We start from the raw sequence: 19,237 nt of genomic DNA on the forward strand, positions 1-19,237 counted from the left end.
AGCAGACATCTCGGAAGGGCAGGTGGCGGCACAGTGGCCAGGACGACGGACGGAGACGGTACGCCCGTCCCGCAGCGGCTGCTCGCCGCCGCCACCCGGCTCTTCGCCGAGCAGGGCTACGACCGGACCTCGGTGCAGGAGATCGTCGAGGCGGCCGGCGTCACCAAGGGGGCGCTGTACCACTACTTCGGCTCCAAGGACGACCTCCTGCACGAGGTGTACGCGCGCGTGCTGCGCCTTCAGCAGGAGCGTCTGGACGCCTTCGCGCAGGCCGACGAGCCGGTCGAGAAGCGGCTGCGGGCCGCGGCGGCGGACGTCGTGGTGACGACCATCGACAACCTCGACGACGCGATGATCTTCTGGCGGTCCATGCACCACCTGAGCCCGGAGAAGAACAAGCAGGTGCGGGCCGAGCGCCGGCGCTACCACGAACGCTTCCGTGCGCTCATCGAGGAGGGCCAGGAGGCGGGCGTCTTCTCCAAGGCGACCCCCGCCGACCTGGTGGTGGACTACCACTTCGGCTCCGTCCACCACCTGTCCACCTGGTACCGCCCCGACGGCCCGATGGGCCCCCAGGAGGTCGCCGACCACCTGGCCGACCTGCTGCTGCGGGCACTGCGACCGTGACGGCGCGGGGATGATTCTCGCCCCCGCCGCCCCTACCCATTCCCATCCCCAGGGGCTCCGCCCCTTCGACCCCGCCAGGGGGCTCCGCCCCCTGGACCCCCGCTCCTCAAACGCCGGAGAGGCTGAGTTTTTCAGCCCGTCCGGCGTTTGAGGACGAGGCCCCTTCAGGGCCGAAGCGGGGGTCTGGGGGCGGCAGCCCCCAGGGATGGGACGGGTAGGGGCGGCGGGGGCGAAATCCTCCCGCCGCCCGCGCCGCGTCACAGGTACTTCTTCAGCTCCCGCCGCGCCAGCGACCGCTGATGCACCTCGTCCGGCCCGTCGGCGATCATCAGCGTCCGCGCCGCGGCGTACAGCTCGGCCAGCGGGAAGTCCTGGCTGACACCGCCCGCACCGTGCAGCTGGATCGCCCGGTCGATGATGTCGACGACGGCACGAGGAGTGGCGATCTTGATGGACTGGATCTCGGTGTGCGCGCCCTTGTTGCCGACGGTGTCCATCAGCCAGGCCGTCTTCAGCACCAGCAGCCGCAGCTGCTCGACGGTCACCCGCGCGTCGGCGATCCAGTTGTGCACCACACCCTGCTGGGCCAGCGCCTTGCCGAACGCCGTACGGGCCACGGCCCGCTTGCACATCAGCTCGATCGCCCGCTCGGCCATCCCGATCAGCCGCATGCAGTGATGGATCCGGCCGGGGCCGAGCCGGGCCTGGGCGATCGCGAAACCGCCGCCCTCCTCGCCGATGAGGTTGGACACCGGCACGCGCGCGTGGTCGAAGATCACCTCGGCGTGGCCGCCGTGGTAGTGGTCCTCGTAGCCGAAGACCTGCATCGCGCGCTCGACGGTGACGCCCGGAGTGTCGCGGGGGACGAGGACCATCGACTGCTGGCGGCGGATGTCCGCGCCGTCCGGGTCCGTCTTGCCCATCACGATGAAGATCTTGCAGTCCGGGTTCATCGCCCCGGAGATGTACCACTTGCGGCCGGTGATGACGTACTCGTCGCCGTCCCGCTCGATGTGCGTGGTGATGTTGGTGGCGTCCGAGGAGGCCACCTCCGGCTCGGTCATGGCGAACGCCGAGCGGATCTCACCGGCCAGCAGCGGCTGAAGCCACTGCTTCTTCTGCTGTTCGTCACCGAACTGCGCCAGCACCTCCATGTTCCCGGTGTCGGGCGCCGCGCAGTTCAGCGCGGTGGGCGCCAGCTGCGGGGAGCGGCCGGTGATCTCGGCGAGAGGCGCGTACTGGAGGTTGGTCAGCCCGGCGCCGTGCTCGGCGTCGGGGAGGAAGAGGTTCCACAGGCCCTGCCTGCGCGCCTCCGCCTTGAGCTCCTCCACCACGGCCGGCGTGTCCCACGGCGAGGTCAGCCCGGCGCGCTGCTCCTCCGCCACGGCCTCGGCCGGATAGACGTACTCGTCCATGAAGGCCAGCAGCTTGGCGCGCAGCTCCTCGGTGCGCGCGTCGAACGCGAAGTCCATGTCCGTCAGCCTTCCTGGGTGCCTTCTCGAAGGGTGGTCAGACCGTGCTCGATGAAGACCGGGACCAGGTCGCCGATGAGATCGAAGCCGCGGCCGACCGTCTGGCCCAGCGTGTAGCGGTAGTGGATGCCCTCCAGGATCACGGCGAGCTTGAACCAGGCGAACGCCGTGTACCAGGAGACCGCCGACACGTCCCGCCCCGAGCGCGCGGCGTACCGCTCGATCAGCTCCGCCGGGTCCGGATGCCCCGGGGCCTCGGCCGTGGTGGAGACGGGGGAGTTCGGCATCCCCAGCGGCATGCTGTACATCACCAGCAGGCCCAGGTCGGTGAGCGGGTCACCGAGCGTCGACATCTCCCAGTCGAGGATCGCCTTGATCCGGTCGTCCTCACCGATGAGCACGTTGTCGAGCCGGTAGTCGCCGTGCACGACCGCCGGGGCGGGGGAGGTGGGCAGCCGCCGTCCGAGCGTGGCGTGCAGCTCGTCGATGCCGGCGAGCTCACGGTTGCGGGAGGCGTCCAGTTGCTTGCCCCAGCGGCGCAGCTGCCGGTCCAGGAAGCCCTCGGGGCGGCCGAAGTCCTCCAGGCCCACCGACGCGGGCTCCACCGCGTGCAGCTCGACGAGGGTGTCCACCAGGGACAGCACCGCGCCGCGGGTGCGCTCCGGGCCGAGCGGGGCCAGCTGGTCGGCGGTGCGGTACGGGGTGCCCTCGACGAACTCCATGACGTAGAACGGCGCCCCGAGCACCTCCTCGTCCTCGCACAGCAGCACCGGCCGCGGCACCGGCACGCTCGTCGGGTGCAGGGCGTCGATGACCCGGTGCTCGCGCTTCATGTCGTGCGCGGTGGCCAGGACATGGCCGAGCGGGGGCCGCCGTACGACCCACTTCGCGGTGCCGTCGGAGACGAAGTAGGTGAGGTTGGACCGTCCGCCCTCGATCAGCCGGCCGGTCAGCGGACCGTCTACCAGGCCGGGCCGCTCCCGCTCGAGCAGGCCGCGCAGCCGGTCGAGATCGAGTCCGGGCGGATGGTCGGGGCTCATACATCGCTCCTCAAGCAGGTGAACGGGACCTGACTCATGATGCCGACCAGTCGGTATGTCGTCCAGTGGGGGAGACGAACGTGATCGGGGCCACGATAAGCCGACAGCTCCCCGCGCGGAGCGCCGGGGAGCTGTCAGGGGACGGGTTCCGGCCGGTACGCCGACCGGGCGGGGCCTCGTGGGGGCCTCATGGGGCCTCAGTGGTCGTCCCAGTGGCCTTCGTGGGCGGCGTGCCGGTGGCCGTCGTGGAGGTAGTCGACATGGTCGCCGTGCAGGACGCTCTCGTGCCCGCAGTCGGCGCCGTGCTGATGGGCGTGGCCGTCGTGCGCGACGTGCCCGTCCGCCTCGCACTCGTCCCAGTGTCCGCCGTGCTCGCGGTGGAGGTGCCCGTCGTGCGCGTAGTCGGTGTGGTCGCCGTGCGGCACCGGGGTGTGGCCGCAGTCGGGGCCGTGGGTGTGCGTGTGGGAGGGGTGTTCCACGTGCAGGGTGGTCATGGTGCTCACCTTCGAAGGTGGGGGTCGTGACGTCGACAGGCTGCCACGCGAACGGCGCATATCGGGTCATTCGGCTTGCGTGGCGCCCTGCCACCCCAGAGGGTCGGAGCCATGAAGGGCATCAGCTACTCAAGCTATGGCGGCCCCGAGGTGCTCGCCTACGGGGACGTGCGCGACCCGCGCGTCGGCCCCGACTCGGTGCTGGTCAAAGTGCGGGCGGCGGCGGTCAACCCGGTCGACTGGAAGTGCCGCGAGGGCCACATGGACCGGATGCTCGAGCCGCTCTTCCCGGTGGTCCCCGGCTGGGACGTCTCCGGGGTCGTGGTCCAACCGGGCGTGTCCGTCACGGAGTTCGGCGTCGGCGACGAGGTCATCGGCTACGTACGCGAGGACCTCCTCTCCCACGGCACCTTCGCCGAGTACGTCGCCGCCCCCGTGCGCACCCTCGCGCGCAAGCCCCGCAACCTCACCTGGGAGGAGGCGGCCGGCCTGCCGCTGGTGGGGCTGACCGCCTACCAGGTGCTGTTCAAGGTGCTCCAGGTCAAGCCCGGCGAGACCGTCCTCGTGCACGCCGCGGCCGGCGGCGTGGGCTCGATCGCCGTCCAGCTCGCCCGCCATCTGGGCGCCCGCGTCATCGGCACGGCGAGCGCGCACAACCACGACTACGTCCGCGGCCTGGGCGGCGAGCCCGTCGAGTACGGCGACGGCCTCACCGAGCGCGTGCGCGGACTGGCGCCCGAAGGCGTGGACGCGGCGTTCGACACGGTCGGCGGCGAGGCGCTGAAGGCCTCTACCAACCTCCTCGCCCCCGAGGGGCGCCTGGTGTCGATCGCCGACCCGGACGTCTTCGACTACGGCGGCCGCTACTACTTCGTCCGCCCCGACGCGGAGGACCTGCTGCGGCTGTCGGAGCTGGCGGAGGAGGGCGTGGTGTCCGTGCACGTCTCGGAGACGTTCCCGCTGGAACGGGCGGCGGACGCCCACCGGCTCAACCAGGAGGGCCGTACCCGGGGCAAGATCGTGGTGACGGTGGACTGGGAGACGGAGGAGGCGGTCGCTCCGGAGGGGCTCTGGCAGGGGTCGGAGTAGCGCCGGCCGGGGGCGGCGGCCGCCGAGGGCCGGCTGTCGGGGAGTCGGCGGTGAGGGCGGGCGCCCAGGGACCGGCGGTGAGGGCGGGATCCCAGGGATCCAGCAGCGAGGGTCGTTGTTCAGGCGCTGCCGGTGAAGGTCGTCGTTCAGGAGTGTGCCGGTGAGGTCCGGCCGTCCTCAGAAGACCGTCTTCAGAAGACGAGGGCCGCGGCGCACACCGCCAAGGCCACGGTGAACAGGACCGTGGCCGTCGCATGCCGGGGGGCGAGTGCCGCGGGCTCGGCCGACGTGGCGAGGACGCGGATACGGTGGTGGGCCAGGGCCAGGAAGCCCAGCCACAATCCGAAGCACAGGGCGCAGGCGACCGTCCCGGCCACCGAGATCCCACCGTGCAGTGCGGTCTTCACGGCGAGTACGGCGGCCACGGTGCCGGACAGTGTCGTACGGCGCCACGCGAGGCGCGTCCGCTCGGGCTGCAGTCCCGGATCCCGCTCCGGCTCCGTGACGTCCCCCAGTCTCGAACACGCTCGACCGGGGGGACCCCCATCGGCGCTCATCCCTCCCACCCGACGAGCACGACGACGACCATCGCCACCGCCACGACGGCGACCACGAGGCTCAGCACCGCCGGGAACCGCGACACCGGCAGATCCTCGCCCCGGCGCATCGCCCGCTCGCAGCGCACCCAGTGATTGACCGCGCGCAGCGAGCACAGCACCCCGGCCGCGAGCAACGCGAGCGCCAGCCCGACGCGCCAGCCCCAGCGCAGGTCCGGCAGGAACTGGTCCACCGCGAAGCCGCCGCCGATGAGGGCGAGCGCGGTGCGCAGCCAGGCCAGGAAGGTGCGCTCGTTCGCCAGCGAGAACCGGTAGTCGGGGGTGCCGCCCTCCTGCCGGATCTGCTGCGGTTCGAACCACAGTCGGACGTTTCGTACGAACTCGATCACATGAACGACCCTATCCGGGCGGTGAGCAGGCGGATCAGCCGGTCGCCGCCCGGTAGGCCCTGAGCCGCTCGTACGCCGCGAGTCCGTCCGGCACCCATGCCCACTCCGCCAGCCGTCGCTCGACCTCGGCCTCCGGGAGGAAGTCGTGCCAGGCGACCTCCTCCACCTGAGGGCGCACGGGCAGCTCGCAGCGCACCTCGTACACCGCCGACCACCAGGTCTGCCCGGCGCCGTCGTCGTACAGGAACTTGAAGAGGTACGACGGGCGAGGGAGGCCGTTCACGCCGAGTTCCTCCTCGGCCTCGCGCAGAGCGGCGTCGTCGTACGACTCGCCGGCGCCGACCACTCCGCCGACGAACATGTCGTACCGCGACGGGAACACCAGCTTGGTGGGCGTACGGCGGTGCACGAAGAGGCGGCCCTCTGTGTCCCGGGCCTCGATGAAGACGCAGCGGTGACGCAGCCCCTGGGCGTAGGCCTCGCCACGCGGGGACTGTCCGATGACCTGGTCCTGTTCGTCGACGATGTCGAGGATCTCGTCAGCAGCGCTCATGGGGCCATCCAAGCAGGGCCCTCCGGGTGGCGCCGGAATTGCCCCTGGCGCCGGGGTCGTCTTCGCCCCCGCCGCCCCCTACCCGTCCCATCCTCCAGGAGCGCTGCCCCTTCGCCCCCGCTCCCTGGGGCCTGGGGCCCCAGACCCCCGCTTTCGGCCCCGAAGGGACCTCGTCCTCAAACGCCGGACGGGCTGAATTGTGCCGCCGCCCGCTCCCGCTCCCTCGCCCCGCACGGCATCGCGGAATGCGTTCCGAGCAGGATGATGCCCACCACGATCCCGGCGAGCCCGGCCGCCTCCCACGCCAGCGCGCCCGCGTCGGTGCGGAGGCGGTCGCCGAGGAAGCCCACGCCGCAGGCGATGCCGGCGAGCGGCTGGGCCGCGGTCAGGGCGGGCAGGGACATGCGCAGCGACGCGGTCTCGAAGGCGCTCTGGACCAGGACCAGCCCGGTGAGGCCGAGCGCCACCACGGCGTACGGCTGCCAGCCGGTCAGCACCTCCGCGAGGCCGCCCTCGGCGAAACGCTCGCCGGTCACCCGGGTCAGCGCGTCCTGCACGCCGTACAGCAGACCGGCGGCCGTCGCCAGCAGCGCCGGACCCGAGCTGAGCCGTGAGCGCTTGGCGTACGCCGTGAGCAGCAGGGCCACTCCGATCATGACGCCGATGATCAGCCAGTGCCGCAGCGGGTCGTCGGTCGCCGTTCCGCCGCGCGGCTGTCCGGCGACGATGAACGCGGTGACGCCGCCCGCGAGCAGCGCGAGGCCGGTCCAGCCCTGGCGGCCCAGAGGCTGCTTGGTCTGGCGGCGGGAGAGCATGAGCGCGAACAGCAGGTTCGTCGCCAGCAGCGGTTCCACCAGGGAGATCTCGCCCTGGCCCAGCGCCATCGCGCCCAGCGCCATGCCCACCACCATGAGCCCGATGCCGCCCAGCCAGCGCGGCACCTTCATCAGATCGAGGAGGATGCGGGGCGAGAGGAAGTCGTTCAGCGGAGCCTGCCGGGCCGCGTTCTGCTGCAGTACGAAGCCGAAGCCCAGGCAACACGCAGCGGTGACGGCGAGTATCAGAATCTGAAGCGACACGCTGCGTACCTCGATCATCCTGCCGGGGACGGGGTGCGTGGGGGGTGCGTGGGGGCCGACTGTAGCGGCCCTGAGCCCGGCATGCGCGTCCCGCAATCGTGCGGTGCCCGTGCCGACGACGCCATGACGTACACCACACGCTTGGAACGATTCCGGCATTGCGGGCATGTTGAAAGTCTCAACTGCCTCATCATTAACGGAAGTTGACGCGTGTAACGCCACGGCAGCCCTTGACGCGAACCGTTGGCTGCGGGTTTGCTTTCCGTGATCATTCGATGACAGTCCACATTCTGCCCCCGACAGAACCCACGACGGTGCCCCCACCTCCGCCCTCCTTCGGCCGCAGTCGAAAGCGCGCAGCGCACGCCTTCGACGCGGCCCTCGACGACGCCGAGCTCACCGCGGCCCGCACCGCGCTCGCCCAGGGCAGGTGGCAGTCGGTCCGCTCGCTGCTCGCCCGGACCGGCGACGACTGGGACTGCCGAGGGCACCGCGTCACCGTCCTCGCCCGCGAGCCGTACTGCACTCCCTGGGCCCGCGACTGGCTGCTCGCCGAGCCCGACTCCGCCGACGCCGCCGTCCTGCTCGCCCTCGCGCAGGTGCAGCGCGCCTTGCGCGGCAAGGAGAAACCGGTCCGTGCCCGCGAGTCCTGCCACAGTGCCGCCGCGCTCGCACCCGCCGACCCCACCCCGTGGCTCGGGCTGCTCATGCTGGAGTGCGCCCTCGGTGCCGACGAGGAGGTACGGCGCCTCTTCGCCGAGGTCCGGGCCCGGTACGCCGACCATCACCACGCCCACCACCTGATGGTCGCCCGGCTCGCCGAGCGCCACCCCGGTGCCGGCCCCGACCCCCTCCACGAGGTCTACGACTTCGCCAACCAGGCCGCCGAGCACGCCCCCGCCGACTCCCCGCTCGCCATCCTCCCGGTCATCGCCCATGCCGAGCGTTACCGCGTCCTCGCAGGCGCCGGACACGAGCCCCGCGACGCGGCCGCCTCCGGGCACTGGACCGGCCGCCGGGCCCGGCAGGTGATGCGGGCCGCCTTCGACTGGTGGCTGGAGTGGGAGCAGGAAGGGCACCCGCGCCGCCTGATCGACCTCAACTTCCTGGCCCACGCCAAGGTCTGCGAGGGCCGGGGCGCCGAGGCCGCCGCCCTGTTCCACCGCATCGGCGAGCACGCCACGCCGTCCCCCTGGTCGTACCCGGACCGCGATCCGTACCCCGCCTTCCGCGCCGCACGAGACACCGCGCTCGGCATGGCGTAACAGCACCGACCCGACGTAACAACACCGATCCGACCCGACCCGCACCCCCGGCACCCCTACCCCCGAAAGGACGGTCACTCGATGACGACGGGCAGTTCCAGCACCAGCAGAGCCACCGCGGACGGCGGCGGCATCAGTACGTTCAAGGGGCAGGACCGCGCCCTGCGCGCCGACCGCCTGGGCACGACGGGCCTGCTGCTGTCCGTGCTCGCCGCCACGGCACCCCTCATGGTGGTCGCGGGTGTCATGCCCACGACCTTCGGAGTGATGGGTGTCGTCGGGCAGCCCCTGCTCTTCGTGATCCTCGGCCTCGTCCTGGCGCTCTTCAGCGTCGGGTACGCCGAGATGAGCCGCCACGTCCACAACGCCGGCGCCTTCTACGCGTACATCTCCCGCGGACTGGGCGGCACGGCCGGCGCCGGCGCCGCGATGGTCGCGCTCGTCGCCTACAACGCACTCCAGGTCGGCATCTACGGCATCTTCGGCTTCGAGGTCTCGGGACTGTTCGCCACCTACCTCGACACCGAGGTCGCCTGGTGGATACCGGCGCTCCTGGCCGTACTCCTCGTCGGCGCGCTCGGCTGGCTGAAGATCGACCTCAACGCGCGCGTGCTCGGCGTTCTGCTGGTCATCGAGGTCGCCCTGGTCGTCATCTTCGACGTCGCCGCGCTCGGCGACCCCGGCAAGGAGGGGCTCTCGCTGCACGCCTTCAACCCGGACACGCTCACGGGCGCGGGCATCGGCACCGCCCTGTGCTTCTGCGTCGCCGCCTTCCTCGGCTTCGAGCAGGCCCCCGTCTACGCCGAGGAGACCAGCCGCCCGCACGTCCTCGTGCCCCGCGTGATGTTCCTGGCCATCGGCGGCATCGCGGTCTTCTACACGATCAGCTGCTGGGCGTACACCGTCGCCACCGGGCCCTCGGCGATCGTCGGCACCGCTCAGGAGCAGAGCGCCGGACTGCTGTTCTTCCTCACCGAGGACCTGCTCGGGACCGGCTTCACCGACGTCCTGCACGTGCTGTTCGTGACCGGCATGTTCGCGGCGATGCTCAGCTTCCACAACGTCGTCGCCCGCTACGCCTTCGCCATGGGCCGCGAGGGTCTGCTGCCCGCCGCCTTCGGCCGCACCAGCGGCGCGAGCGGCGCCCCCGGCACGGGTTCGCTGCTGCAGACCGGGGTCTCGCTCGTGGTCGTCGCCGCCTTCGCGCTCACCGACGACAAGCCGACCGGCGACCCGACCGCACCGGTCCTGCACCTGTTCACGTGGATGGGCAGCCTGGGCGCGCTGGGCGTCGCGGCTCTGATGGCCGCCGCCTCGGTCTCCGTCATCGTCTTCTTCGTCCGCCGCGGGGCCGTCGCCGCCCAGTTCTGGCGGCTGGCCGCCTCGGGGCTCGCCGTCCTCGCGCTGCTCTTCATCGTCGTCTACACCGTCAAGGACTTCGACGTCCTGATCGGGGCGGGCCCGGGCTCCTCCCTGAGCTGGGCGCTGCCCGCCGTCATCGCCCTCGCCCTGGCCGTCGGCCTGGCCCAAGGCCTGCTCCTGCGCTCCCGCGCCCCCGAGCGGCACGCCCGCATCGGGCTCGGCAACGAGGCGTTCCAGCTGGAGAAGGCGGCCGGCGGCGACTCCTGAGAACCGGGTGAGAAGTGGTTACGGAACTCTGACGGGCACCCGCGATCCCTGGCCCGGCGAGGGCCGCGGGTGCTCGAATGGGTGGGTGAACTCCGAACAACCCGAAGAGCAGCGGGGCAAACCCATCGGCCGCCGCGTCTTCCTCGGCACCCTCGGCCTGGGTGCCCTCGGTGTGGTCACCGCGCCCACCCTGCAGCGCGGCCTGGAGTCCTTCCTCGCGAGCGCGTCCGACAAGGACCCCACCGGCCTGACCGACCTGCTGCCCAACGGCGGCGGCTTCCGCTACTACTCGGTCGCCTCCTCCGTGCCCCGCAAGAGTTCCGCCAGCTACCGCCTCACGGTCGACGGCCTGGTCGACCACCCCAGGAGCTACACCCTGGCCGACCTGCGCGCCCTGCCGCAGACCCGGCTCGTGCGGGACGTGCAGTGCGTCACCGGCTGGCGGGTGCCCGACACACCGTTCGAGGGGGTGCGCCTGTCCCGGCTCCTCGACGCCGCGGGAGTGCGCAAGGAAGCCGGGGCGGTGCGCTTCACCTGCTTCGACGGCACGTACTCCGAGAGCCTCACCCTCGACCAGGCCCGCCGCTCCGACGTCCTCGTCGCCCTGCGCATGCAGGACAAGGACCTGGGCCACGCCCACGGCGGTCCCGTCCGCCTCTACGTGGCCCCCATGTACTTCTACAAGTCCGCCAAGTGGCTCTCCGGCATCACCGTCACCGAGGACGTGAAGCCCGGCTACTGGGAGGAACGGGGCTACGACATCGACGCCTGGGTCGGCCGCTCGAACGGACGCGACGATGAGCCTACGAGTTGACACCCCCGGCCGGGCCACGCGTGTGCGGCGCTTCAGCCGCGCCGAGCGCTGGGTGCACCGTACGACGGCCGCGCTGATGGGCGTGTGCGTGGTGACGGCGGCCTGCCTGTACGTCCCCCAGCTCGCCGAACTCGTCGGTCGCCGCGAGCTGGTGGTCCGGATCCACGAGTGGGCCGGCCTCGCCCTGCCCGTGCCCGTCCTCGCCGGACTCGCCTCCCCCGCCTTCCGCGCCGACCTGGGTTTCCTCAACCGCTTCGGCCCGCACGACCGCGTGTGGCTGCGTGCCGCGTTGCGCCGTGACAAGCGGGCCGCGTCCCGTCCCGCGGGGAAGTTCAACGCCGGGCAGAAGATCTACGCGGCCTGGATCGCCGGGGCGACGCTGGTGATGCTCGGGACGGGGCTGTTGATGTGGTTCACGCATCTCACGCCGCTGGTGTGGCGCACGAGTGCGACGTTCGTCCACGACTGGCTGGCCCTGACCATAGGGATCGTTCTCGCCGGGCATATCGGCATGGCGTTGGGGGATCCGGAGGCGCGGCGGGGGATGCGGACGGGGTCGGTCAGCCGGGAGTGGGCTGAGCGGGAGCACTCGTTGTGGAGGCGGTGACAGTCGCCAACGAGAGTGCTGCGATGGGCTGTCCGGCGGCTGCGGGTTCGTTGTGGCTGGTCGCGCCCACGCGGCGGTAGCCGCATATCGATGACAGCCCCGCGCCCCTTGAGGGCGTTGCTGATCCGCAGCTGAATTCGTCAGGGGCGCTTGGCCCCGGGACCGGGCTCGGGTCCTGCACGATGTCCGGCGCTGCGACGATGAACGCGTGTGGCATACGGATCTCGACACCTGGGTGCTGGACAGTCACGTCGGCCGGGCCTGGCTCCAGCGTCGGTACGACGACTGACAGCACCAGCCGGTTGCCGGGCTCGGACTTCAGGACGGGAATCCCGGGCGCCTGCTGTCCGCCGATGATCACGCTCGCATCCCGCAGCAGTTCGGTGGGGTCGAAGTAGGCGTCCGCCAACTCGATCCCGATCGTGTCACCGGGCCGCGCCTCGCCATCGCCGCCCGTGTCCACCCCGTTGATCCGAAAACCGCAGGCTGCGGGCGTGCCGCTCGCCGTGGGCTTCAGCCGCACGGTGGCGCCGGGATGCCGCCGGTGGAAGTCGAGGAGACCGCCCAGGACGGTGTACGCGGCACGGCCCTTGCAGGTGTCGGCCTTGTCCGCCAGGGCGGTGTGGTCCCGCGCCGCCTGTTCCCAGCTGCCGCCCTCGCCCTGCACGGCGAGGCAGGCGGTGGCCAGCCCGCGCAGCAGTGTCCACTCGGCGTCGGCCGACGTCCGGGGAATCACGTTCAGGGCGGTCCGGCACTCGGCGGGGGCGCGGAGCAGGTCGTACACGCTCGCCGGATCAGGGGTGCCGTCGGTGTTCGGTGAGTCGGGACCGGGCGGGAGCCAGGTGGGGACTTCGAGGAGCTTCTGAGCCATGGAGGGGCTGGGGGAGGGGCTCGGCCGCTCGCTCGCCGGGCTGCTCCGGGGCCGGCTGGGCGTGGCCGTGGGGACGGGCACAGTCGCGTGCCCGTCGGGCTTCGGCCGAACCGGAGGAGCGGAGTTCGGCGAGCCGGTCCGCGGCTTCCCAGGCCCGGTCGAAGGTCCGGCGGTGACGATCGTGCCCCCGCCGCCCCTGCCGTCCGCCGTGCCACCCCCGTCGCTGGTGAAGGCCGCGGCGGCCACCGCCACGGCCCCCGCGACGAGCAGCCCCGAGATACGCATCCCGAGGGAAACCGCCATGACGCCCCCCGAAGTTCCCGCCCCCGAACACTGCGGCAGCCGCCGGGGGACACCTCATCATCGGGCCCGAAGTGCCCCCAGGGAAGGCGCTTCAGGGGATCGTCGGTGTGATTTCAGGCGCCAGGCAGCGCAGCGGTTCAGGCTCCGAAGTCCAGCAGCACCTTGCAGGAAGTGCTCCGGTCCGCGGCCAGCGCGAACGCCGACTCGGCCTCCCGCACCGGCACCACCGCGCTGACCAGCGCGTCGAACGACGGCTCGGCGGCGAGCAGTTCCAGCGCGTCGTCGAACTCCGCGTCGAACCGGAACGCTCCCCGCAGCTCGATCTCCCGGCTGACGACGAGGTTCCCCGCGAACGGACTCCGCCCCGGCGGCAGCATCCCGAGCTGCACCACCACACCCCCGCGCCGCACGAGCCGCAGACAGGTGTCCAGCCCCGCCGCCACCCCCGACGCCTCGATCGCCACGTCCACCTCGGAAGGCCACCCGGCATCGTCCGGGTCGTCGGCCCGTACGAGGACGTCGGCGCCGGCGATGCGCGCGTACTCCAGGGCCGCGGGCAGCAGGTCCGTCACCGTCACGCGCCCCGCACCGGCCGCCTTCGCCGCCGCGACCACCAGGCACCCGATGGGCCCGGCACCGGTGACGAGGACGTGCCGCCCGGCCACCTCCCCGGCCCGCCGCACGGCGTGCAGCGCGACGGAGAGCGGCTCGGCGAGGGCCGCCCGCCGCGGCTCGAGCCCGGCCGGAAGCGGCCGCAACTGGTCTGCCGGCACGACCACTTGGGCCGCGAACCCGCCCTGGACGTGCGGGAATCGTGCCGCGCTGCCGAGATAGCGGGTGTCCCGGCAGACGTTCCGCCGCCCGTCCGCGCACTCGGGGCACACCCCGCACGGAGTGGCCGGGTGCACCGCAACGGCCGTACCCGGAACGGGGCCCGATGCTCCGGCACCGTACGAGACCACCGTCCCGACCACCTCGTGCCCGAGCACCATCGGCTCCTTCAGGCGGAAGTCGCCGACTCCGCCGTGCCGCCAGTAGTGCAGGTCGGATCCGCAGACGCCGCCGTACCGCACCGAGACGAGGGCCTGCCCGGGGCCGGGCTCCGGCGGCGGCAGCTTTTCGACCCGCAGGTCACCCGCACCGTGGATCACACAACCGAGCATCCCCGCGGCCTCCTTCACAGCACGCTCGTCATGCCGCCGTCGACATACAGGACCTGCCCGCCGACGAAGTCCGCGGCCGGCGAGGCGAGGAACAGCACCCCGCCCACCAGGTCCTCGGTACGCCCCCAGCGCCCGGCCGGGGTGCGCCGCCGCACCCAGGCGCTGAACTCCTCGTCCCGGACGAGCGGTTGGGTGAGCTCGGTCTCGATGTAGCCGGGGCCGAGACCGTTGACCTGGACGCCGTACGGCCCCCAGTCCGCGCACATGCCCTTGGTGAGCATCTTCAGCGCGCCCTTGGTGGCGGCGTAGGGCGCGATGCCGGGGCGGACGACCTCGCTCTGCAGCGAGCAGATGTTGATGATCTTTCCGTGGCCGCGTTCCGTCATGTGGCGGGCGGCTTCGCGGCCGACGAGGAACGCGCTGGTGAGGTTGGCGTCCAGGATGCGGTGCCAGTCGGAGTCCGTGAACTCCAGCAAGGGCGCGCGCAGTTGCATCCCCGCGTTGTTGACCAGGATGTCGAGCGGGCCCACCCGCTCCTCGACCTCCGCGATCCCGGCGGCCACCGACGGACCGTCGGTCACGTCGAACACGGCCGTGTGGACCCGGTCCCCGGGCAGTTCGGCGGCGGCCTTGGCGAGGCGTTCGCCGTCCCGGCCGTTGAGGACCACCGTGCAGCCGGCCTCCGCGAGGCCCCGGGCGAGCGCGAGGCCGATGCCCCGGCTGGAGCCGGTGACCAGGGCCGTGCGGCCGCTGATGTCGAAGAGGGGGTGAGCCGTCATCGTCGTACTCCTCGTATCCCTAAATGATCAGCGAGAGCAGCAGGACCACACCACCGGCGACCACCGAGATGATCGTCTCCATGACGGACCAGGTCTTGATGGTCTGGCCGACGTTCAGGCCGAAGTACTCCTTGACCAGCCAGAATCCGGCGTCGTTGACATGGCTGAAGAAGAGCGAGCCGGCGCCGATGGCGAGGACCAGCAGGGCCGCGTGCGTCGTCGACATGTCGGCGGCCAGCGGTGCCACGAGCCCGGCGGCCGAAACCGTCGCCACCGTCGCCGAACCCGTCGCCAGCCTGATCGCCACCGCGATCAGCCAGGCCAGCAGCAGCGCGGGGATCGACCAGTCCTCGGAGATGTCCAGGACCATCTGACCCACGCCGGTGTCGATCAGCGTCTGCTTGAAGCCGCCGCCCGCGCCGACGATCAGCAGGATGCCCGCGATGGGGGCGAGGCCTTTCTCGACGAGCGGCGACACCCGCTCCTTGCCGAACCCGGCGGGCGCGAGCAGCGTGAAGATGCCCAGGAGCACGGCGGCGAGCAGCGCGATCATCGGGGAGCCGATGACGTCGAAGACCCGCTGGACGGTGTTCTCGGGGTCGTCGATGACGATGTCGACCAGCGCCTTGGAGAGCATCAGGACGACCGGGAGGAGGATCGTGATCAGCGTGGGCCCGAACCCGGGTCGCTTGTCCAGGTCCTCGGACGCGCGCTGAGGGATCATCCGGTCCGGAGCCGGGACGTCGACCCAGCGGGCCGCGTACCGCGAGAACAGTGGACCGGCGATGACGACCGTCGGTATGGCGACGAGGACGCCCAGGGCCAGCGTGACGCCCAGGTTGGCGCCGACCGCGTCGATCGCGACCAGCGGGCCGGGGTGGGGCGGGACCAGGCCGTGCATCACGGACAGGCCGGCGAGGGCGGGGATGCCGATGCGCATCAGCGAGTAGTTGCCGCGCTTGGCGACCATCAGCACGACCGGGATCAGCAGGACGACGCCGACCTCGAAGAACAGCGGCAGACCGATGACGGAGGCGATCAGCACCATCGCCCACGGCATCGAACGGCCGCCCGCCTTCGCGAGGATCGTGTCGACGATCTGGTCGGCGCCGCCGGAGTCGGCGAGCATCTTGCCGAGGATCGCGCCGAGGGCGATCAGCACGCCCACGCCGGCGACCGTGGTGCCGAGGCCGGTGGTGAAGCTGGCGATGGCCTTGTCGAGCGGCGCCCCGGCGATCGCGCCGAGCACGAACGTTCCGAGGGTCAGCGACAGGAACGCGTGGAGCTTGAACTTGGTGATGAGCAGGACGATGACGGCGATGCCCGCCAGGACGGCGATGCCCAGCTGAGCGTGGCCGGCCGAGGTGATGGGCTCGACGGTGTCCGCTGCCAGCATCTCGACGCTGAGTCTGGTCACGGGGGTTCCCTTGCAGGTACGGGGGTTGGGGAGAGGGGTACTGCCGTGGGGGGTGGTGCGGTACTGCTGGTGTTGCGGGTGGGGTTACCGGGCTGAGTCGGGAAGATCCCTGTCGGGAAGGTCGCTCAGCGCCTTGGCGGCCCGTTCGGTGATCTCCTCCGGGCTGCCGGCGACATCCACGGCGACTCCTGCCTCGTCGGCCTGGAGCGGCTGGAGCGTGGCGAACTGTGAGTCCAGCAGCGCGGTCGGCATGAAGTGCCCCTGCCGGTGCGCCATCCGGTCCTCGATGAGGGCCCGGTCGCCCGTGAGGTGCACGAACACGACGCCGGGCGCGGCGGCCCGCAGCCGGTCGCGGTACGACCGCTTCAGCGCCGAGCAGCTGACCACCCCGCCGAGCCCGGCCCGCCCGTGCGCCCAGGAGCCGATGGCGTCGAGCCAGGGCCACCTGTCCGCGTCGTCGAGCGGGGTGCCGGCCGACATCTTGGCGATGTTGGCCGGCGGGTGGAAGTCGTCGCCCTCGGCGTACGGGACGCCGAGCCGGGCGGCGAGCAGGGGACCGATGGTGGTCTTGCCGGTGCCCGCGACGCCCATGACCACGACGACATGGGGGGTACTCATCGCTGCCTCACTGTCTGCTGTCTTCGTCGACACGTGATGTCGACGCACACTGAAACCTATTAGGTACGACGAATTCAAGACCCTGTGATGAATAAGTCTGACTTTTTGTTCCCGTGATCTGCCCCGTACGCTGAGTGCATGAGCACACCGGGCCGGGGGCTGCACGGCCATGTACTGGAAACCCTCGGCCCCGCGATCACCGCGGGCGAGTACCCGCCGGGCAGCGTCCTGCGCACGGACGAGCTGGCCCAGCGCTTCGACGTGTCACGCTCGGTGATGCGGGAGGCGGTCCGCGTCCTGGAGTCCATGCACCTGGTCGAGTCCCGCCGCCGCGTGGGCGTGACGGTGCGCCCCAAGTCCGAGTGGAACGTGTACGACCCGCAGGTCATCCGCTGGCGCCTCGCCGGCGCCGACCGCCCGCAGCAACTGCGCTCCCTCACGGTCCTGCGCTCGGCCATCGAGCCGGCGGCGGCGGGCCTGGCGGCCAAGCACGCCACCGCCGACCAGTGCGCCGAACTCACCGAGTGCGCCCTCGGCATGGTCGCCCACTCACGCGGCCACCAACTGGAGGGCTACCTCATCCACGACGTCGCCTTCCACCGCGTCATCCTCAACGCCTCCGGCAACGAGATGTTCGCCCGCCTGGGCGACGTCGTCGCCGAGGTCCTCACGGGCCGCACCCACCACGAGGTCATGTTCGAGGACCCCGACCCCGCTGCCGTCACCCTCCACGTCCAGGTCGCGGAGGCGGTCCGCGCGGGCGACGCGGCGCGCGCGGAACACCTGACCCGGGAGATCACGGTCGGCGCCCTCCAGGAACTGGACATCCTGGCGCCATGACCGAAGCGGGCCGACGTGTGGACATCCCCCGGATCATGGAGCCGCTGAAGGTGAACATGCCCCAGGCCGGGGACTTCGGCTTCGAGGCGATCAAGCGGCTCGGCAATCCGGTGCCGATGCTGGTGCAGAACAGGGGCGAAAGGCCGTTGCAGCTGTGGCTGGAGCCCGTCGGCCAGGACTACTGGCTGGAGCCGGGAGAGACCGTGTACGTCACCTCGTACGGCATGTGGAACGACCACCCGTTCGAGACGATCCACGAACCCGACTGCCTGACCGTCTGGGCGACGTCGTTCTTCGCCACGGTCTCCGACCGCAACGGCAACGAGTTCCCACCGGGCCGCAGGAACCCCGCCTAGGCGATCACTCCAGGAAGTCCCCGTCCACATACACCCAGGCCCCGTCCACCCGCTCGAACCGGCTCCGCTCATGCAGCGACCCGCCCCGGAACGAGGCCCTGAAGGTCACCGTCCCGGTGGAGTGGAACGCCGAACCGTCCGTCGTCCCCAGAATCTCCAGCCCGGCCCACCGCATCCCCGGATCGAGCTCCAGCCGCGCGGGCCGCGTCCGCGGATGCCAGGTCCGCAGCAGATACGCCGCATCCCCCTTGACGAACGCGCTGTACCGCGACCGCATGAGCGCCTCGGCCGTGGGCGCGGCTGCGGTGCCGGAGTGGTAGCGGCCGCAGCAGGTCTCGTAGGTGTTCGAGAGCCCGCACGGACAAATCGCCGGTACGGCTGCCGGTCCTCGGGCGGTGCGGGAGTCGGCGGGGGAACTGCGTCGAGAGGCCATGCCGACATTGTCGCCGTTGGCATGGCGTTCCGTGGACGGCATCTACGAGGGGGCGAATCCGGCTACTCGAAGAGCTCCCGGCCGTTGGCCCGGATGCAGTCGACAACTTCCGCAAAGGTCGCGTACCTGTAGACCTTGGCGACCGGGCCGCTGGCTGACGGCCTTCCGGGATTCCGCAGGAGGAACGGCAGGGACGCCTCCGCGTGCTGGAAGTACACGGACGGCTTGTCCAGGGCAATCGCGATGCCGGCTTCGACAAAGACGCTGGAGACAAGATTGCGCGGCAGGACGAGCAGGAAGTAGCGACTGTTCTCCAGAGCCGTGCCGTCCTTGCGCAGGCCGATGTCAGACGCCTGGAAGTCCCTGACGGTCGGGCGCCGGTCACCGGAGAAGTACACCCGGAACCCGCAGACCTCCTGCAAGGCGTGTTGCAGGCGGAGGACGTCTCGCCGGTGAGACCGGTACTCGGCCTGGGTGGGAAACGACGACATGGGGGTCGAGAGGAACACGTCGTACAGGTACTCCGGCTGCTTGTCCTTGATCTCCGTTCGCTGTTCCTGAACGGGCACGGTACCGGCCGACGGCCGGGGCGGCCCGTGCAGCACCGATGGCCGTACCAGCGCGACGAGGGCGGCCAGGCACGCCACGGCGACAAAGATGCCGCTGAACACCAGGAAGGCCCGGTTGGTGTCGGTCACTTCGGGAACGAGTTTCAGAAGAACCGCCTCCGACGCCAGCAGAGCAAGGGCGAAGAACCCGAGCAGGGTGCGGACGCTGCGAAGTGCCTTGCCGCGGCCCGCCATCAGTTCGCCCTCCGCCGGCGGTGCGTGGGAAGGGTCCAC

At 71.3% G+C, this 19,237-nt stretch carries 22 protein-coding genes; 8 read left to right on the top strand and 14 right to left on the bottom strand.

Going from position 1 to position 19,237, the window contains the following annotated elements; all coding sequences use genetic code 11:
• Positions 1-33 precede the first annotated feature (33 nt).
• Positions 34-627: a TetR/AcrR family transcriptional regulator gene (locus ACZ7L6_RS34340; protein ID WP_433038124.1), complete on the top strand. Its 594-nt coding sequence runs from the start codon at positions 34-36 to the stop codon at positions 625-627.
• A 257-nt stretch (positions 628-884) separates the two neighbouring features.
• Here ACZ7L6_RS34340 and ACZ7L6_RS34345 read toward each other — a convergent pair whose 3' ends face one another.
• The 3 genes from ACZ7L6_RS34345 to ACZ7L6_RS34355 form a co-directional block, all read right to left on the bottom strand.
• A complete protein-coding gene (locus ACZ7L6_RS34345) occupies positions 885-2,099 on the bottom strand; it encodes an acyl-CoA dehydrogenase family protein (protein ID WP_471930785.1) in 1,215 nt (404 codons plus the stop codon).
• Positions 2,100-2,104: 5 nt separating this feature from the next.
• Complete coding sequence (locus ACZ7L6_RS34350; protein ID WP_471930787.1) at positions 2,105-3,139, bottom strand: phosphotransferase family protein; 1,035 nt, start codon at positions 3,137-3,139, stop codon at positions 2,105-2,107.
• Positions 3,140-3,336: 197 nt separating this feature from the next.
• Positions 3,337-3,633 carry a hypothetical protein gene (locus ACZ7L6_RS34355; RefSeq protein ID WP_471930789.1) on the bottom strand — a complete coding sequence of 99 codons (297 nt, stop codon included), beginning with the start codon at positions 3,631-3,633 and terminating at the stop codon, positions 3,337-3,339.
• Positions 3,634-3,744: 111 nt separating this feature from the next.
• Between ACZ7L6_RS34355 and ACZ7L6_RS34360 the strand changes: the two genes are divergently transcribed.
• Positions 3,745-4,722, top strand: a complete 978-nt coding sequence (locus ACZ7L6_RS34360; protein WP_471930791.1) for an NADP-dependent oxidoreductase — start codon at positions 3,745-3,747, stop codon at positions 4,720-4,722.
• 191 nt (positions 4,723-4,913) lie between these two features.
• Here the strand turns inward: ACZ7L6_RS34360 and ACZ7L6_RS34365 are convergent, their stop codons facing one another.
• From ACZ7L6_RS34365 to ACZ7L6_RS34380, 4 genes are all read right to left on the bottom strand, one after another.
• Positions 4,914-5,279, bottom strand: a complete 366-nt coding sequence (locus tag ACZ7L6_RS34365; protein WP_471930793.1) for a DUF202 domain-containing protein — start codon at positions 5,277-5,279, stop codon at positions 4,914-4,916.
• Complete coding sequence (locus ACZ7L6_RS34370) at positions 5,276-5,668, bottom strand: YidH family protein (RefSeq protein ID WP_093911039.1); 393 nt, start codon at positions 5,666-5,668, stop codon at positions 5,276-5,278. The genes ACZ7L6_RS34365 and ACZ7L6_RS34370 overlap by 4 nt, the downstream gene beginning before the upstream one ends.
• 34 nt (positions 5,669-5,702) lie before the next feature.
• Positions 5,703-6,221, bottom strand: a complete 519-nt coding sequence (locus tag ACZ7L6_RS34375; protein WP_471930795.1) for an NUDIX hydrolase — start codon at positions 6,219-6,221, stop codon at positions 5,703-5,705.
• Between the two features lie 176 nt (positions 6,222-6,397).
• The gene (locus tag ACZ7L6_RS34380; protein ID WP_471930797.1) at positions 6,398-7,318 is read right to left on the bottom strand and encodes a DMT family transporter; all 921 of its coding nucleotides are present in this window, start codon (positions 7,316-7,318) and stop codon (positions 6,398-6,400) included.
• Positions 7,319-7,614: 296 nt separating this feature from the next.
• Here ACZ7L6_RS34380 and ACZ7L6_RS34385 point away from each other — a divergent pair, with 296 nt between their 5' ends.
• From ACZ7L6_RS34385 to ACZ7L6_RS34400, 4 genes are all read left to right on the top strand, one after another.
• Complete coding sequence (locus ACZ7L6_RS34385) at positions 7,615-8,565, top strand: hypothetical protein (RefSeq protein WP_471930895.1); 951 nt, start codon at positions 7,615-7,617, stop codon at positions 8,563-8,565.
• 81 nt (positions 8,566-8,646) lie between these two features.
• A complete protein-coding gene (locus tag ACZ7L6_RS34390; protein ID WP_471930799.1) occupies positions 8,647-10,194 on the top strand; it encodes an APC family permease in 1,548 nt (515 codons plus the stop codon).
• 85 nt (positions 10,195-10,279) lie between these two features.
• The gene (locus ACZ7L6_RS34395; RefSeq protein WP_471930801.1) at positions 10,280-11,008 is read left to right on the top strand and encodes a molybdopterin-dependent oxidoreductase; all 729 of its coding nucleotides are present in this window, start codon (positions 10,280-10,282) and stop codon (positions 11,006-11,008) included.
• Positions 10,992-11,615, top strand: coding sequence for a cytochrome b/b6 domain-containing protein (locus ACZ7L6_RS34400; protein ID WP_471930803.1), 624 nt, complete (start codon positions 10,992-10,994; stop codon positions 11,613-11,615). Before ACZ7L6_RS34395 ends, ACZ7L6_RS34400 begins: the two co-directional genes overlap by 17 nt.
• Here ACZ7L6_RS34400 and ACZ7L6_RS34405 read toward each other — a convergent pair.
• From ACZ7L6_RS34405 to ACZ7L6_RS34425, 5 genes are all read right to left on the bottom strand, one after another.
• Positions 11,569-12,789 carry a hypothetical protein gene (locus ACZ7L6_RS34405; RefSeq protein ID WP_471930805.1) on the bottom strand — a complete coding sequence of 407 codons (1,221 nt, stop codon included), beginning with the start codon at positions 12,787-12,789 and terminating at the stop codon, positions 11,569-11,571. The genes ACZ7L6_RS34400 and ACZ7L6_RS34405 overlap by 47 nt on opposite strands.
• A 137-nt stretch (positions 12,790-12,926) precedes the next feature.
• Positions 12,927-13,952, bottom strand: a complete 1,026-nt coding sequence (locus ACZ7L6_RS34410; RefSeq protein ID WP_471930807.1) for an L-idonate 5-dehydrogenase — start codon at positions 13,950-13,952, stop codon at positions 12,927-12,929.
• 14 nt (positions 13,953-13,966) lie between these two features.
• Positions 13,967-14,731, bottom strand: coding sequence for an SDR family oxidoreductase (locus ACZ7L6_RS34415; protein WP_471930809.1), 765 nt, complete (start codon positions 14,729-14,731; stop codon positions 13,967-13,969).
• A 19-nt stretch (positions 14,732-14,750) separates the two neighbouring features.
• Positions 14,751-16,148 (bottom strand): GntP family permease, encoded by a 1,398-nt coding sequence (locus tag ACZ7L6_RS34420; RefSeq protein WP_471930811.1) that lies wholly within the window; start codon positions 16,146-16,148, stop codon positions 14,751-14,753.
• An 84-nt stretch (positions 16,149-16,232) separates the two neighbouring features.
• On the bottom strand, positions 16,233-16,766 hold the full coding sequence (locus tag ACZ7L6_RS34425; RefSeq protein WP_471930813.1) for a gluconokinase: 534 nt from the start codon (positions 16,764-16,766) through the stop codon (positions 16,233-16,235).
• Between the two features lie 138 nt (positions 16,767-16,904).
• Here ACZ7L6_RS34425 and ACZ7L6_RS34430 point away from each other — a divergent pair, with 138 nt between their 5' ends.
• Together ACZ7L6_RS34430 and ACZ7L6_RS34435 are read left to right on the top strand one after the other, a co-directional pair.
• Entirely contained in the window at positions 16,905-17,606 is a 702-nt protein-coding gene (locus ACZ7L6_RS34430; RefSeq protein WP_471930815.1) for a FadR/GntR family transcriptional regulator, read from the top strand.
• Positions 17,603-17,962: a hypothetical protein gene (locus tag ACZ7L6_RS34435; RefSeq protein ID WP_471930817.1), complete on the top strand. Its 360-nt coding sequence runs from the start codon at positions 17,603-17,605 to the stop codon at positions 17,960-17,962. Before ACZ7L6_RS34430 ends, ACZ7L6_RS34435 begins: the two co-directional genes overlap by 4 nt.
• A 4-nt stretch (positions 17,963-17,966) precedes the next feature.
• Here the strand turns inward: ACZ7L6_RS34435 and ACZ7L6_RS34440 are convergent, their stop codons facing one another.
• Entirely contained in the window at positions 17,967-18,395 is a 429-nt protein-coding gene (locus ACZ7L6_RS34440) for a YchJ family protein (RefSeq protein WP_471930819.1), read from the bottom strand.
• A 62-nt stretch (positions 18,396-18,457) separates the two neighbouring features.
• Complete coding sequence (locus tag ACZ7L6_RS34445) at positions 18,458-19,237, bottom strand: hypothetical protein (RefSeq protein ID WP_471930821.1); 780 nt, start codon at positions 19,235-19,237, stop codon at positions 18,458-18,460.

It is taken from the genome of Streptomyces sp. NPDC107522, assembly GCF_055657525.1.